The following is a 15,068-nucleotide window of genomic DNA, read 5'->3' as shown; positions in this document are numbered from 1 at the left end:
GCCTCGTCAGCGCGTCGAAACGCTTCTAGCGACCGCTTCCTCGACCGGCATCGCCGCGCGCAGCAGCAGCGCAGCCACAGCCGGGATATCATCGAGATGGACGGTCGGCAGCCGTGTTTCAATGGCGATATCGGCCGCGATTCCGACAATCCCCGGATCGTCGGGAAACAGCAGCGGCTTATCGTTCGCGGCGCGATGCACCTCGATCTTGCGATGCGGCTCGCGCTTGAAGCCCTCGACCACGACGAGATCGACCGCCGACAGTTTTGCGAGCAGTTCCGGCAGCCGCGGCTCGGCCGCCCCGCGCAGCTCATGCATCAACGCCCAGCGGTTGGCGGAGGAGACCAGGACTTCGGCCGCGCCCGCCTCGCGATGCCGCCAGGAATCCTTGCCGGGCACATCAACGTCGAACTGGTGATGCGCATGCTTGATCACGGAGACGCGCAAGCCTTGCGCGTTGAAATGCGGGATGAGCCGCGTCAAGAGCGTGGTCTTGCCCGCGCCGCTCCACCCCGCAAGGCCGATGACTTTCATAACAACTCGATCTCCGCCAGCCGCATCGCGCGGGTGGAACCGCCTACCCCCGTCATTGCGAGCGAAGCGAAGCAATCCAGCGTGTCTCCGCGGATGCATTTCTGGATTGCTCGCTGCGCTCGTAATGACGACGAGGCGGCATTTTACTCTCTTTCGGCCATGCTTATATCGGCTTGACCCGAATGTCATGCTAACCTCGCGGCCATGATGAAGATGGAGAAAACCCCGGTCCCCCTGATCGTCCCGAACCCGGACGATCTGCGCCTGACCCAGAGCGTGACCGGGACCGACCAGACAGGCGCCAGGGTCGAGATCAAGGTGCCGATGGAGCGGCCACTGACGCTCTACCTGAATTCCCAGGAGATCGTCACGATGATGACGATCGGCGATTATCCGGAATATCTGGCGCTGGGCTATCTGCTCAACCAGAACATGCTGAAATATGATGACGTGGTGACCGAGGTCGAATACGACGACGACCTCCAGGTCGTCGTGGTGCGCACCGCACATCACACCAATTTCGAGGCCAAGCTGAAGAAGCGCACGCAGACTTCGGGCTGCGCGCAGGGGACTGCCTTCGGCGATCTCCTGGAAGCGGTCGAGAGCGTGGCGCTGCCGAAGGCGGAGCTGCGCACTTCCTGGCTTTACCAGATGACGCAGACGATCAACACCATGCCCTCGCTCTACCTCGAAGCCGGCGCGATCCACGGCTGCGTACTGTGCAAGGAGGGCGCCCCGCTTTGCTACACCGAGGATGTCGGCCGTCACAACGCCGTCGACAAGATCGCGGGCTGGATGTACCGCCACGGCGTCGATGCATCCGACAAGATCCTTTATACGACGGGACGGCTCACCTCCGAGATGGTGATCAAGACCGTGCGCATGGGAATTCCGATCCTCGTGTCGCGCTCCGGCTTCACCGCCTGGGGCGTCGATCTCGCGCGGCAAGTCGGGCTGACATTGATCGGCCGTACCCGCGGAAAACGCTTCATTGCATTGTCGGGCGAAGAGCGCATCGTCTACGACCAGAACCTCGCTTACGTCGAGGAGGAGTCGGCCAAGCACAAGCGCAAGGGTGAAGGCGGTGACGACTAGGATTCCACCCACGCAGGGCGTGCTGCTTGCCGGTGGCCTGGCGCGGCGCATGGGCGGCGGCGACAAGCCGTTGCGCACGATCGGCGGCCGCACCATATTGGAGCGCGTGATCGCGCGCCTTTCACCACAATGCGATGGGCTGATCCTCAACGCCAATGGCGATCCGGCACGCTTCGTCGGGTTCGGTTTGCAGGTCGTCGCCGACGACGTGCCCGGCTTTCCCGGCCCGCTCGCCGGCATCCTCGCCGCGCTCGACTGGACCGCTGAAGACCGGCCGGGGATCGAATGGGTGCTGAGCGCCGCCGGCGATTGCCCGTTCCTGCCGCGTGACCTCGTCGCGCGCCTGCATGAGGGACGCGAACGGGACAACGCGCAGCTCGCGGTCGCCGCGTCAGGCGGGCAGTCGCATCCGGTGATCGGGCTGTGGCGCGTGGACTTGCGCGAGGAGCTGCGGCATGCGCTCGTCGTCGAAGACCTCCGCAAGATCGACCGCTGGACCACGCGCTATCCGCTCGCAACCGTGACATGGCCGACAGACCCGCTCGATCCGTTCTTCAACGCCAACACGGTCGAGCACATCGCGGAGGCCGAACGGCTGGCGGCGCTGGACGAGCGCTCGGCTCAGTAGAGCAGTCATCCCACGATCAGGCCGCCAGCGGCACGGTCCAGGCGTCGTAGCCGTAGACCCAACTCGTATCAGTCCGCTCCCTCAGCCAGATATTGGCGCGCGAGGTCTCCTGCACGCGTGTCGTCCGCTCCTTGCGCGTCGCCTCGAAGCGGCGGAACGCATCCGCGACGCCGTCGCGGTCGACGCCGTTGAGGCAGCGCGACAGCACGGCGGCATCCTCGATCGCCATCGCCGCACCTTGCGCCATGTAGGGCGTCATCGGATGGCAGGCATCGCCGAGCAGGGTCACCTTGCCGTCCGCCCAGCGATCCAGTGCGTCGCGATCCATGATCGCCCATTTGTGTACGTCGGGGCACGCATCGAGCACCCGCCCGACCTGCGGATGAAAACCCTCGAACGAAGCGCGCAGGTCGCGCACGTTGCCCTTCGCCGACCAGGATTCGATGCGGAAATCCGGCTCGGGCTGGCTGGTGACGAGATAGACCTCGCCGCGGTCCGGCTTGACGTAGTAGATGACGATGTGACGGTCCTCGCCCCACCATTTGGTGCAGTCGTCAATCCTCTCGCCGCCGAGCAGCGCGGCTGGATAGGTGGTGCGATAGGCAATCCGGCCGGTGAACCGCACCGGCGCAGTGTCGAACAGGATGTCGCGCACCACCGAATGCACGCCGTCCGAACCGACCACGGCATCGGCAACGGTGGTGGTACCGTCAGCGAAGGTCAGCCGGACACCCTCGCCGGTCTCGTCGAGTCCAACGAGCTTGTGGTTGAGCCTCACGCATTCATCCGGCACCGCGCTTGCCAGAGCCGCATGCAGATCGCCGCGATGGGCAAGCAGATAGGGCGCGCCGAATCTCTGCTCCGCGCTCTCGCCGAAGATCATATCGAACTTGATGTCGCCGCTGCGCCAGTCGCGATTGTTCCAGGAGCGCGGGTAGAAGGATTGGCTGCGCATCCGCTGCTCGAGGCCCAACTCGCGCAAGACCTTCATCGCGTTGCAGCCAACCTGAATGCCGGCGCCGATGCGAGCGAATTGAGGAGCCTGCTCGTAAACCCTGACATCGATGCCGACACGCAGAAGCGCTGCGGCCGTCGCAAGACCGCCCATGCCCGCACCGATGATCGCAACCGAAAGCGGCCTCGCCATCGCGTCCCCCCTGTCTGTCGCGCAGCTTGAACCGCCGCGTCGTCCGTTCAAGCCGGCCGGAAGCCAGCCCGCTCCAGCGCGGCGCGGGCCTCAATCGAGCCGAGCGCATCGAGAAAGGCCTGCACCGCCGGGCGCTGTTTGCGCGCTGTGACCAGCGCGAAATCATAATGCTCTTCCGCGAGCGGAATGAAACCGAGGCCGGCAGCATGGGCGACCGGCGCAATGGTCATGCCCCAGTCCGCGCGGTGCTGCGCGACGGCGGCGGCAACGGCATTGTGCGAGCGCGGCTGGTTCCAATAGCCTTCCGGACGTACACCGCCGAGCAGGCGGTCGATCAGGATCCGCGTGCCGGCACCCTGGTTGCGATTGACCATGATGCAGGCGGGATCATTCAGCGCTTTGGCGACGGCGTCCGTGACGCCGAGGCCCTCGAAGCGCGCATCGCCCTTGCGGAACACGATGCCCTGCATCCGCCGCCAGCCCGGCACGAGCTCGAGACCATCGACGAGATAGGGCGCGTTGTAGGTCTCGCTCTTATCGTCGAACAGATGGATCGGCGCGAGATCGCATTCGCCGCGTCGCGCCGCCGCGAGCCCGCCGAGGCTGCCGACCGCGATCGAACGCACCGCCAGCCCAGCGCGCGCCAGCGGCGCGGTGACGAGATCAAGGCCGGTGCAATGGCTGCCGATGATGACGAGATCGGGCACGCGGACATGCGGTGTGAACAACGTCACCTCGGCCTCGGTCCCGGCCGGCATCTGGTCGGCGAGCGCATCGATCCGCAGGAATCCGTCGGCCTGCGCGAACGAGGTGATCGCGCCGGAGCCCTTGCCCGAAGGATAAGCGATGAGCCCGTCCTTCCCCTCAACCAGGGAGACCATGACGAACTCGGTGCGGCCCAGTTCAGAGGCAATGCGCACCGGAACGGTCGCGCTCACCCTGGCGTCGGAGCGCGGCGGCAGACCGGCCATTCTGCGCAGCACCGGCACGATCATGTCGTGGAAGGTGAACATCGCCGAGGTCGGGAAGCCAGGCAGGATCACCACCGGCTTGCCGTCGCATACCGCAAGGCATAGCGGCTTGCCCGGTTTCAGCGCCACGCCGTGCGCGATGATCCCGGGCTTGCCGAGCCGGCCAATGATGCGGTGGGACAAGTCGCCCGCGCCTTTCGACGTGCCGCCTGACAGCACGAGCATGTCGGCATCAGCCAGCGCCTGACGCATTGCGGCTTCGAGTTTCGCCTCGTCATCGGGAACGGCGCCGAGGAAGGCCGCTTCGCCGCCATTCTCGTCGATCGCGGCTGCGACTATGGCGCCATTGGTGTCGTAGATCGCGGCCGGCGCGAGCGGCTGACCCGGCTGCACCAACTCGTCGCCGGTGGAGATGACGGCGACGCGCGGCTTGCGCGCGACGGTCACCTCGGCGATGCCGCAGGCCGCCAGCATGCCGGTCTCGCGCGAGCCGATGATGGTGCCGGCACGCAAGAGCGCCTCGCCGCGTGCAATGTCGGAACCGGCATAGGACACGAACTGCCCCGGCGAGGCGGCGCGGCGAACAAAGATACCGCCCGATCCGGCCGGCTCCGTATGCTCGACCATGACGACGGCATCGGCGCCGCGCGGCAGCGGGCCGCCGGTGGCGATCGGCGTGGCGGTTCCCGCCGTCACTTGCAATGTCGGCGCCGTGCCGCAGGCGATCGTCTCGCCGTTCAGCACGAGCCGCACGGCTGCGCCCTCGCTCGCCGCCTCAAGATCCGCCGAGCGCACGGCAAAGCCGTCGACATTGGAACGGTCGAAAGGCGGCACGTCGATCGGCGCCACGACGTCCTCGGCCAGGGCCGCACCGAGCGCGTCGGCAAGCTTGCGCGTCTGGCGCGGGATCGCGCGCGGGAACAGCGCGGCATCAAAACGCGCCAGCGCATCCTCGCGCGAGAGAATCTTGAGGAACTGCTCCTGCTCGAGCGCACTGCGATCTTGCGGCTGCGAAATTCCGGTCATGTCGGAACCCATATCATTCACGCATCAGATAGGCATCGACCGGAGTGCCCGCCGCGAATCCCTCGCTGCTGCCGGGAATGAGCAGCCATGCATCCGCGTCGGCGATTGCGCGCAGCGACCATTCACCGATCGCGAGCGGCATCCATGCGCCCTGCTCTTCCGCCAGCAGCGCAAGCTCGGCGACGCCGACACCGGATGCGATCTTGCGGGCGAGCGGCAGGGTCACCGACCGGCGCGGGCCCCGCGCCGACAATCGGTCGATGACCGGAAGCACCAGCGCGAGCCAGGCCGCCAGCGCCTGATCGGGCGCACCGGGCAAGGCGATGACCGGAACTTTTCCAAGCCGTCCGATCGCAACAGTGTGTCCGGGCTGGAGCGCAACACCGTGGGCGATCACGTCACCGCGCCGGGCCAGCGCCGTAACGGCCGCGTCAACGCGACCGACGCCGCTGCCGCCGATCGTCACGATGAGATCGCTGGCTGTGGCCTCGAGCGCATCGGCGATCGATACAGCATCACGCGCCCGGGCCTCGTGGCTGCTGACCTGCAGTCCCGCCGCACGCGCGATGTCGACAATCATGAGCATCGTCGCCGTCGCACCGGGCACATTGACGATGTGCAGCCGCGGCCGCCGCACACCCAGCCTGTCGACGCCTGCGACGCGCGCGAGCAAAAGATCGGCCGCATCGATCGGAGCGCCCTCAGCGGCGGCAAACGTGCGATCGGCGATATCGCGTCCGGCGCGCCTTACGCCTTGGCCCGGCAGCCCCTCCGCCAACACCTGGACGAGCGGCCCCGATACGTCGACGGCGTCGGCATCCAGCACGCAGTCGCATCCCGCCGGCATCGTATCGCCGGCCTCCACCCATTGTGGTGCTGTCGTCAGAGGCAGCGGCGAATAGGAGGACGCGCCGACGAGGTCGTTCGCGGACAGCGCCCAGCCGTCGGCGGCGGCAACGTCACGAGGCGGATAGGCCGTCAGCAACGGCATCCCCGCCGCGATGCAGCCGGCCGCCTCGGCAACCGGCAATTCGACCGGCGCGAGCGGCGCGAGCCGATCCAGCAGCGCGGCGAGCGCAGCGTCGAGCGACGTGAGCGATGGCGGCAGGCGCTGGATCATGTGCCATGGTGGACCATGCATCGAGCGGTTTGGCAACCGCTCCCGTCGCCGAGGTCAGCCATTCTTGGTCGCGTTGGGAAAGAACAATTGCTGTCCGTCGATCTTGTAGCCGGCGATTGCGGCCTGGCCCTCCGGCGAGATCAGCCAGTCGACGAAAGTCTGCCCCAGTTCCTTCTTCACGCCCGGATGCTTCTCCGGATTCACCAACATCACGCCGTACTGGTTGAACAGACGCTTGTCGCCCTCGACGACGATGTCGAGGTCACCGCGGTTCTTGAACGAAATCCAGGTGCCGCGGTCGGACAGCACATAGGCGTTCATCGCGCTCGCGGTATTGAGCGCCGCGCCCATGCCCTGGCCGATCTCGCGATACCAGGGGCCCTTGGCGCTCGGGATGTCGATACCGGCGACAATCCAGAGCGCGAGCTCCGCCGCATGGGTGCCGGAGCGGTCGCCGCGCGAGACGAACGGGGCGCCCTTGGCCTCGATTGCCTTCAGCGCAGCGACGATGTCCTTGCCCTTCACGCCCGCGGGATCGCTCTTCGGCCCGATCAGCACGAAATCATTGTACATTACGTCGAACCGCTTCACGCCAAATCCGTCGGCGACGAACCGTTCCTCCTGCGGCTTGGCATGCACGAACACGACATCGGCATCGCCACGGCGCGCGGTGTCGAGCGCCTGTCCGGTGCCCTGCGCGATCACCTTCACGTCGATGCCGGTCTTGGCCTTGAAGATCGGCAGGAGATAGCCGAACAGGCCGGAATCCTGCGTCGACGTCGTCGAGGCCACGACGATGGAGCGGTCCTCGGCGGACGCCGCCGCAATGCCTGCGGCAAGGCTGCCGAGAAGTGCGAGTGCAATGGACAGGCGGCGAAAGGCCATGAGTGTGCTCCGAGTTCAAACCATGAGATCGCCGCGCAGGAAGGCGCGTGCCTCCGGCGTCGACGGATGATCGAGGAAGTCGTTGGTCGCGGCCCGTTCGCACAGCGTCCCGCGCGCGAGGAAGATCACCTCGCCCGAAAGCCGCCGCACCTGGCCGAGATCGTGCGACGCCATCACGATCTTGATGCCCGATTGCGCCGCGCTCATGACGATCTCTTCTACCGCACGCGTCGCTGCGGGGTCGAGATTGGCGGTCGGCTCGTCCAGTAGCAGGATTTCGGGATCGCGCGCGAGCGCCCGTGCCAGCGCCAGCCGCTGCTGCTCCCCGCCGGAGAGAAGCCGTGCCGGGCGGTGCGCGAGATCGGCAAGTCCGACGCGTTGCAGCAAATCCTGTGCACGCGAGGCGCGCTGCGACCGCGGCGTGCCGGCCTGCGCGAGCGCGTAGGTCACGTTGCCCGAAGCCGCGCGGCGCAACATCACAGGCCGCTGAAACACGAAAGCGCGGCGCGTCGGTGCCCGATCGGTGCGGCCGCCCCAGGTGATGCGGCCGCTCGTCGGCGCGCTCAGTCCCATGCAGAGCCGAAGCAGACTGGACTTGCCGGACCCGTTGGGACCGACGATCAGGCACGGCGCGCCCGGCGCGATGGTGAGGCTGATGTCGTAGACACGTGTGGTCGCACCGGCCTGCAGCGAGACGCCGTCGAGAACCAGGGGAAGATCGCTGACCGACGCGCGCATGTTCATCCCATCAACCGTTGCGACCAGACCCGCGTGCCCCAGGCGGCAGCGTTGATGGCAAGCACCAGCACGATCAGAACCGCGCCCAATCCCATCGCGAGCGGCAGGTTGCCCTTGGATGTTTCAAGCGCCACCGCGGTCGTCATCGTGCGGGTGAAGCCATCGATATTGCCGCCCACGATCATCACCGCGCCGACCTCCGCCGCGGCACGGCCGAAACCGGCGAGCAGCGCGGTGATCAGGCTGAAGCGCGCGTCCCACAGCAGCGTCGTCATGCGGCCGAGCGGTCCGACATTCATGGCGTTGAGCTCGTCGCGATATTCGGCCCAGAGATCCTCGACCGTCTGCCGCGCCAGCGCGGCGATGATGGGCAGGATCAGCACCGTCTGCGCCACCACCATCGCCGTCGGGGTGAACAGGATGCCGAAGGCGCCGAGTGGTCCCGAGCGCGACAGCAAAAGGTACAGCGCGAGCCCGACCACGACCGGCGGCAGGCCCATCATTGCATTGAGCAGCACCACCAGGACCTGTCGCCCCGAAAACCGCGTGAGCGCCAGCAAGGCGCCCAGGGGCAGACCGATGGCGGCCGCCAGCGCCACCGCCGCAAGGCTCACGCCGAGTGAGAGCCGTACGATCGCGAACAGGGCCGGATCCCCGGCCAGGATGAGTTGCAAAGCACTGAGATGATCGGGCATGGTTCCACCGGACCCTATTGATCTGCAGAATTTACAGCTTGCGTCAAATGCCAAAAAAGAATCAAGAATTTGCCTAGGAATGCAGAATGGACTTCCTGACCACCAGCGAAGCCGCAGACTACCTCCGGCTTGGGGAGCGCAAGCTCTACGAACTCGTCACCACCGGTGCGATCCCCTGCAGCAAGGTGACCGGAAAGTGGTTGTTTCCCCGGCATGAACTCGACCTCTGGGTCCTCTCGGGGCTAGCGCGCCCGACCGGCATGCTGGCCGCCGAACCGCCAGCGATCATGGGCGGCAGCCAGGACGATCTGTTGGAATGGGCGCTGCGCGAATCCGGCTCCGGGCTCGCCTCCCTGAACGAAGGGACCGCCCGCGGGCTCGAACGTTTGCAACGCAACGAGGTGATCGCCGCGGCGGTGCATTTCCACAGCCTCGATGGCTCCGACAATCTCGCGGCCGATGCCAATGTCGCGGCGCTGCGGACGGCGGCGGATTTGCATGATGCGGTGCTGGTCGGGCTCGTGCGCCGTGAGCAGGGCCTCGTGCTGCCGGCGGGCAACCCCAAACGGCTGCACAACCTGTCGGAGGTGCTGGCGCTCGGCGCCAGGATGGCCGTGCGGCAAGAGGGCGCAGGCGCGCAGATGCTGCTCGATGTGCTGCTGAAGCGCGCCGGCGCCTCGCCCAAGGAGCTGCGCCGGCTGGAGACGCCCTGCCTCACCGGACCGGACCTTGCCGCCGCGATCCGCGCCGGCCATGCCGATTGCGGCGTGGCGACGCGCGCCGCGGCGCGCTCCGCCGGCCTCGATTTCGTGCCGCTGGCCTGGGAAAGTTTCGATCTCGCGATGCGGCAACGCAGCTATTTCCGCCCCGCGATGCAGGCCTTGATCCGCTTTCTCGGTGAAAGCCGGCTGCGGCAGCGCGCCGAAGAGCTGACCGGCTACGACCCCTCTCCCGCGGGACAGATCCGCTTCGCGGCCTGACGTTGACGCCCGCCCCCGAATAGTTGCAAAAGAAACCAATTCAGCCGGGCATACCCGGCGCAAAGGCAACAGCGGCCAACGAGCCGGATGAGGGAGGACAAGCGTGAATCCAACCAGATTTGGACTGCCGGTCGCGGTCGCCTTCGCGGCGGCGCTGATACCGGGCGCGGCATCGGCGCAGGTATCGGACGACGTCGTCAAGATCGGCGTGCTCACCGACATGAACGGCCCGGCCTCGGCGCCGACCGGCCAGGGCTCGGTGACGGCGGCGCAGATGGCGATCGACGATTTCGGCGGCAAGGTGCTCGGGAAGCCGATCAGCGTCGTCGTCGGCGATCACCAGCTCAAGGCCGACATCGGCGCCGCGCTCGCACGGCGCTGGTACGACGTCGACCAGGTCGACCTGATCGTCGACGTGCCGGTCTCGGCGGTCGGGCTCGCGGTGCAGAACATCGCCAACGAGAAGAAGCGGCTGTTCATCACCCACTCCACCGGCACCGCCGACTTCCACGGCAAGTTCTGCTCGCCTTACGCGATCCAGTGGGTGTTCGATACCCGCGCGCTCGCCGTCGGCACGGCGGATGCGGTGGTCAAGCGCGGCGGCGATAGCTGGTTCTTCATCACCGACGACTACGCCTTCGGCCATTCGCTGGAGCGCGACGCCTCCAACGTCGTGACCGCCAATGGTGGCAAGGTGCTCGGCTCGGTGCGGCCGCCGCTGGCAACCCCCGACCTTTCCTCCTTCGTGCTGCAGGCGCAGGCCTCCAAGGCCAAGATCATCGGCATCGCGGCCGGCCCGCCCAACAACATGAACGAGATCAAGACCGGCGCCGAGTTCGGCGTCTTCAAGGGCGGCCAGCAGATGGCGGCGCTGCTCGCGCTGATCACCGACATCCACGGCATCGGCCTGCAGGCGGCGCAAGGTCTGCTGCTGACCACGTCCTTCTACTGGGACATGGACGACAAGACGCGGGAATGGTCGAAGCGCTACTTCGCCAAGATGAAGCAGATGCCGACGATGTGGCAGGCCGGCGTCTATTCTAGCGTGATGCACTACCTCAACGCCATCAAGGAGACCGGCACCGACGATCCGCTGAAGGTCGCGGCCAAGATGCGCGAGAAGCCGATCGAGGATTTCTTCGCGCGCAACGGCAAGCTGCGCGAGGACAATCTGATGGTGCACGATCTCTGGCTGGTGCAGGTGAAGTCGCCGCAGGAGAGCAAATATCCGTGGGACTATTACAAGATCCTCACGACCATTTCGGGCGACAAGGCGTTCGGCCCACCGGACCCGGCGTGCGCGCTGGTGAAGAAGTGAGGGCGTAGCGAGTGGCGAATAGGGAGTGGCGAATGGGGGACAACCTCCATTCGCCATTCGTTACTCGCAATTCGCTACTTCGCCACCCCGATCTCGCGAAAGTACTTCATCACACCCGGATGAATCAGCTCCGGCCGCGGCGCCGCGGCGAGCGTGTTTGCTGCCGTGGTCTCGCAGGCCTGCGCGAGCGTCTTGCAGAACGTCGCCTCCGCGCCATGCAGCGTCTTCGCCAGACGATAGGCGACATCGTCGGGTAGATCCGCGCGCGTCAGCACGAAACTCCAGGAGCCGAGCGAGGCGATCGGTTCTGTCTGCTTCGCATAGCTGCCGGCCGGCACGGTCAGCGGCTTGAGGAAGGAATGTTTGGCGCGGATGCGCGCGATCTCTTCAGCGTTCGGGGCGATGAAGCGCGCGCCGGACGCGCTCGATGCGACCGCCGCAAATCCGGGCCAGCCGATGCCGGCGCCCCAGAGCGCGGCGGCCCGGCCGTCCTCGACCATCGCGGGGCCATCGCCGGCGCGATCGAGATAGATCGCCTTGAAATCTTCATCCTGCTTCAGGCCGAGCCCGTCGAGAACGTAGCGCGCCAGGATCGGCAGGCCAGAGCCCTTGGCGCCGAACGCGACCGGCTGACCGACGAGGTCGCGGATGGTCCTGTAGGGACTGTCCGCGCGCACCACGAACATGCCGGGGTTGGAATAGATCGCGGTGAGGATTTTCAGCCTGACCTTCGCCCGGCCGATGCCGGCGAAGGCCTCATAGGCCGGCTCGCCCGCGACCAGCGCGAGATCGAGCTCGCCCTTCTCCAAAAGCGGAATGTTCTCGTTGCTGCCCTTGGTGTTGCGCGGGGCGATGGACACTTGCGGATCGGCCGCGTTCATCACTTCCGCAAAGGCGTTGCCGTAGAGCGGGAAGCCGCCGCCCGGCGTCGCGGTGCCGAGACTGATCGTCGTGGTCGGAATGGCCTTGTCTCCGGATTGGGCTGCAACGGGGCTGGCGAGCAGCACCGCGCCGAGAAGGATGGATGAACCGAATTTCATGGTCGTTACGGCTCCGCCCGCGTCAACATGAACTTGAGACGATGTAGGCAGGGAGCGGATTTTATGAAAGCATGCACGCAACGACAATAAAGCAATGGGAGGCGTCATGCTGCGAATCTTGCGTAACGGTGTTTTCGGTCTCGTATTCCTTTCAAGCCTTCTCAGCACAGCCCCTCCCGCCACCGCCGCCGACTATCCCAACCGCCCCGTGCACTGGCTGATCGGATTCGCCGCCGGCGGCCCGGTCGACATCGTGGCGCGGATCATGGCGCAATGGCTGTCGGACCATCTCGGCCAGCAATTCATCGTCGAAAACCGCACCGGCTCCGGCGGCAACATTGCGGCCGCCGCCGCGATCAACGCGCCGGCGGACGGCTACACACTGCTGTTCGTCGCGCCCAACAACGCGATTTCGACCTCGCTCTACAAGAAGCTGCCGTTCGATTTCGTGCGCGATACCGTGCCGGTCGCGAGCATCATGCAGCTCACCAACATGCTGGTCGTCTCCAACGCGTTTCCCGCCAAGACGGTTCAGGAGTTCGTCGACTACTGCAAGGCCAATCCCGGCAAGATCTCCTTTGCCTCCTCGGGCAACGGCACCTCGGTGCACATGTCGGCGGAGCTGTTCAAGGTGATGACCAAGTGCGACATGGTGCACGTGCCCTATCGCGGCTCGGCGATCGCCTTCCCCGACATCATCTCCAACAAGGTGCAGCTCATCTTCGACAATTTGCCGTCCGCGCTGGAGCAGGCGCGCGGCGGCAACGTCCGCGCGTTAGGGGTGACCTCGCCGCAGCGCTGGCCGAGCGTGCCCGACGTGCCCGCGATCGCGGAAACCGTGCCGGGCTTCGAATCGGTCGGCTTCTACGGCATCTCCGCGCCGAAGGGCACGCCGCCCGAGGTCGTCGAGATCCTCAACAGGGCCGTCGGCGAGGCCCTGAAGGACCCGAAGCTGGTAGCGCGCCTCGCCGAGACCGGCGGCATCCCCAAGCAGATGACGCCGGCCGAGTTCGGCAAGCTGGTCTCGGACGAGACCGAGAAGTGGCGCAAGGTGGTGGAGTTCGCCGGTGTCTCGGTGGACTAGAGCTGGCCAGCCGCGGAGCTTTGGCTCGCGGGCAAGACGGAGGGGAGACCGGCCGGTCTCCCTCCAAACAAAAAACTCGAAAACAACCCCATGCAAAGTAGAAATGGCGGCTTGCCGCAAGGATGCGAGCGGCGTTGGGACATTTGACACGTCGGGCAAAACACCGGCACAATTGCAGCATCGCCCACTTCGGCCAATCGGCAGGACGGTCACCCGCTTTAGGGCCTAGGGCCGACGCTTCGGCCGACCAAGGCTCGGCATTGCACCCCCGGCTCAGGCCCTGTAAACGGACGGCGCACCGTTGCCGGCCACCTCTGTTGCGGCCGTCTCGCGGCGGGGCCTGTAGCTCAATGGTTAGAGCCGGCCGCTCATAACGGTCTGGTTGCAGGTTCGAGTCCTGCCGGGCCCACCAGTGATTCAATCACACTCTGCGGCGGCTGAGGGCGTGGACTCATGAACGCGCAGAAGTCGACTGTTGGTGTCTGAGCAAAAATCCTCTGCTCAGTCCGATCCTGCCCTCCGGGGCGGACATCGCGGAACTGTCATCCAGCCGCCCCAGGTCACGGCTATGGCGTCCCGATTTCTCCAGAAAGTACGGGGCCGAACAGTTCACCGTGTTCACCGTTGAACCTTGACATCTGCATCTGCTCGACTGGGAAATAATCCTTTGGGCTTGTATTTATCTTGATGCCCGGCAACAACAGCCCAAGTTCAAGATCCTTCAGATTCGCGGCCTGTCTCATGACGTTCTCGCGAGTGAGCTCGTCGCCGCATTGCTTGAGCACCTGAACAATGGTTTGCGCGGTGACGTAGCCATAGACACTAAACGAGCTTGTCTTGTCTCCCTCGGGGAAATACCTGTCCATGAAAGACGCCCACTCCTTGATAGAGGGATCGTCCTTCCAAGTCGGATCCGTAGGATCCATCAGGTAGTTGCTCGAAAGAATACCTTTGGAGTTCTCAAGTCCGGCAGGTCTGAGCACGGAGCCCACCGAGTTCGAAATGCTCGCGAGAAGCTGGACCGGCCTCCACCCTATCTCAGCCGCCTTTCTAATCGCTTGTGCTGCGAATTTCGGTGAGCTCTCGTTGAAAAAGATATCTGCCCCCGCTGTCTTGAGAGTGACGATTTGAGAATCGACAGTTGGCTGCGACGGATCGTAGGGAGCTTCTGCCACGATCATGCGCTTTGCGGCTTCGGCACCAAGGCCATCCTTGAGCCCCTTGACGTAATCGCGACCTGAATCGTCGTTCTGATAGAGAATGCCGATTTTGCCTTGCGGGAAATTCTGCAGGATATAGTGCGCATAGATTCGCCCCTCGGTCTGGAAGGTCGGCTGCCAGCCCATCGTCCACGGAAAGCCCTTCCAATCGCCGAAGTAGGCCGCGCCGGTAGCGACGAAAAGCTGCGGCACCTTCTTGAGATTCATATATTGCCGAATGGCATTGTTGGTCGGTGCACCGAGGCTCTGAAAGATGAGCAGCACTTCATCGCTCTCAACCAGTTGGCGTGCTCGCTCCACGGTCTTGGGCGGGCTGAAGGCATCATCATAGCTAATGAAGCTGATCTTTCTTCCGTTGATGCCGCCCTCGGCGTTGATCTTGTTGAAAAAAGCAGCCTCCGTCCGGCCGATCAGCGCGTAGGCGGATAACGGCCCGCTGTAAGGCATAATGTTGCCGATTTTTATTTCGGTGTCGCTGGCGCCGGGATCGTATTTCTTCTCCGCCGCTACAGCGTATGTGCCAACGCAAAAGACGAGCAGAAATGCCATTAGAATGCCCCGCGTATCCGACATGTCGGCCTCCTGGG

Annotated in this window: 14 protein-coding genes and 1 tRNA gene; 6 read left to right on the top strand and 9 right to left on the bottom strand. The window is 65.3% G+C overall.

Features of this window, described 5'->3' with window-relative positions; all coding sequences use genetic code 11:
* Positions 1 to 6 precede the first annotated feature (6 nt).
* Positions 7 to 534 (bottom strand): molybdopterin-guanine dinucleotide biosynthesis protein B, encoded by a 528-nt coding sequence (gene mobB, locus MTX21_RS36935; RefSeq protein ID WP_280969354.1) that lies wholly within the window; start codon positions 532 to 534, stop codon positions 7 to 9.
* A gap of 204 nt (positions 535 to 738) precedes the next feature.
* Here mobB and fdhD point away from each other — a divergent pair, with 204 nt between their 5' ends.
* Together fdhD and mobA are read left to right on the top strand one after the other, a co-directional pair.
* Positions 739 to 1,629 carry a formate dehydrogenase accessory sulfurtransferase FdhD gene (fdhD, locus tag MTX21_RS36930; RefSeq protein WP_280969353.1) on the top strand — a complete coding sequence of 297 codons (891 nt, stop codon included), beginning with the start codon at positions 739 to 741 and terminating at the stop codon, positions 1,627 to 1,629.
* The gene (mobA, locus tag MTX21_RS36925) at positions 1,610 to 2,257 is read left to right on the top strand and encodes a molybdenum cofactor guanylyltransferase MobA (RefSeq protein WP_280969352.1); all 648 of its coding nucleotides are present in this window, start codon (positions 1,610 to 1,612) and stop codon (positions 2,255 to 2,257) included. Before fdhD ends, mobA begins: the two co-directional genes overlap by 20 nt.
* 16 nt (positions 2,258 to 2,273) lie before the next feature.
* Here mobA and MTX21_RS36920 read toward each other — a convergent pair whose 3' ends face one another.
* From MTX21_RS36920 to MTX21_RS36895, 6 genes are read right to left on the bottom strand one after another with little or no spacing between them, the layout of a single operon-like run.
* Complete coding sequence (locus MTX21_RS36920; protein ID WP_280969351.1) at positions 2,274 to 3,404, bottom strand: FAD-dependent monooxygenase; 1,131 nt, start codon at positions 3,402 to 3,404, stop codon at positions 2,274 to 2,276.
* Between the two features lie 47 nt (positions 3,405 to 3,451).
* Positions 3,452 to 5,401 carry a molybdopterin biosynthesis protein gene (locus tag MTX21_RS36915; RefSeq protein WP_280969350.1) on the bottom strand — a complete coding sequence of 650 codons (1,950 nt, stop codon included), beginning with the start codon at positions 5,399 to 5,401 and terminating at the stop codon, positions 3,452 to 3,454.
* 13 nt (positions 5,402 to 5,414) lie between these two features.
* Positions 5,415 to 6,521: a molybdopterin-binding protein gene (locus MTX21_RS36910; protein ID WP_280969349.1), complete on the bottom strand. Its 1,107-nt coding sequence runs from the start codon at positions 6,519 to 6,521 to the stop codon at positions 5,415 to 5,417.
* Positions 6,522 to 6,575: 54 nt separating this feature from the next.
* Complete coding sequence (locus MTX21_RS36905) at positions 6,576 to 7,406, bottom strand: extracellular solute-binding protein (RefSeq protein WP_280969348.1); 831 nt, start codon at positions 7,404 to 7,406, stop codon at positions 6,576 to 6,578.
* A 15-nt stretch (positions 7,407 to 7,421) separates the two neighbouring features.
* On the bottom strand, positions 7,422 to 8,144 hold the full coding sequence (locus tag MTX21_RS36900) for an ATP-binding cassette domain-containing protein (RefSeq protein WP_280969347.1): 723 nt from the start codon (positions 8,142 to 8,144) through the stop codon (positions 7,422 to 7,424).
* Positions 8,145 to 8,146: 2 nt separating this feature from the next.
* A complete protein-coding gene (locus tag MTX21_RS36895) occupies positions 8,147 to 8,839 on the bottom strand; it encodes an ABC transporter permease (protein WP_280969346.1) in 693 nt (230 codons plus the stop codon).
* A gap of 86 nt (positions 8,840 to 8,925) precedes the next feature.
* On the opposite strand from MTX21_RS36895, the gene MTX21_RS36890 reads away from it, so the two are divergent.
* Positions 8,926 to 9,819 carry a helix-turn-helix transcriptional regulator gene (locus tag MTX21_RS36890; protein WP_280969345.1) on the top strand — a complete coding sequence of 298 codons (894 nt, stop codon included), beginning with the start codon at positions 8,926 to 8,928 and terminating at the stop codon, positions 9,817 to 9,819.
* 103 nt (positions 9,820 to 9,922) lie between these two features.
* Positions 9,923 to 11,137: an ABC transporter substrate-binding protein gene (locus MTX21_RS36885; RefSeq protein WP_280969344.1), complete on the top strand. Its 1,215-nt coding sequence runs from the start codon at positions 9,923 to 9,925 to the stop codon at positions 11,135 to 11,137.
* 74 nt (positions 11,138 to 11,211) lie between these two features.
* On the opposite strand, the gene MTX21_RS36880 is transcribed toward MTX21_RS36885, so the two are convergent.
* Positions 11,212 to 12,177, bottom strand: coding sequence for a TAXI family TRAP transporter solute-binding subunit (locus MTX21_RS36880; protein WP_280969343.1), 966 nt, complete (start codon positions 12,175 to 12,177; stop codon positions 11,212 to 11,214).
* A 106-nt stretch (positions 12,178 to 12,283) separates the two neighbouring features.
* Here MTX21_RS36880 and MTX21_RS36875 point away from each other — a divergent pair, with 106 nt between their 5' ends.
* The gene (locus tag MTX21_RS36875) at positions 12,284 to 13,261 is read left to right on the top strand and encodes a tripartite tricarboxylate transporter substrate binding protein (RefSeq protein WP_280969342.1); all 978 of its coding nucleotides are present in this window, start codon (positions 12,284 to 12,286) and stop codon (positions 13,259 to 13,261) included.
* 336 nt (positions 13,262 to 13,597) lie between these two features.
* Positions 13,598 to 13,673: transfer RNA gene (locus tag MTX21_RS36870), tRNA-Ile, on the top strand.
* Positions 13,674 to 13,827: 154 nt separating this feature from the next.
* Here MTX21_RS36870 and MTX21_RS36865 read toward each other — a convergent pair.
* Positions 13,828 to 15,030 (bottom strand): ABC transporter substrate-binding protein, encoded by a 1,203-nt coding sequence (locus tag MTX21_RS36865; RefSeq protein ID WP_280970908.1) that lies wholly within the window; start codon positions 15,028 to 15,030, stop codon positions 13,828 to 13,830.
* Positions 15,031 to 15,068: the final 38 nt, after the last annotated feature.

The organism is Bradyrhizobium sp. ISRA430, assembly GCF_029909975.1.
GTDB lineage: Bacteria > Pseudomonadota > Alphaproteobacteria > Rhizobiales > Xanthobacteraceae > Bradyrhizobium.
The sequence above is the reverse complement of the archived record's forward strand: the minus strand, read 5'-3'. Positions and strand labels throughout refer to the sequence as shown.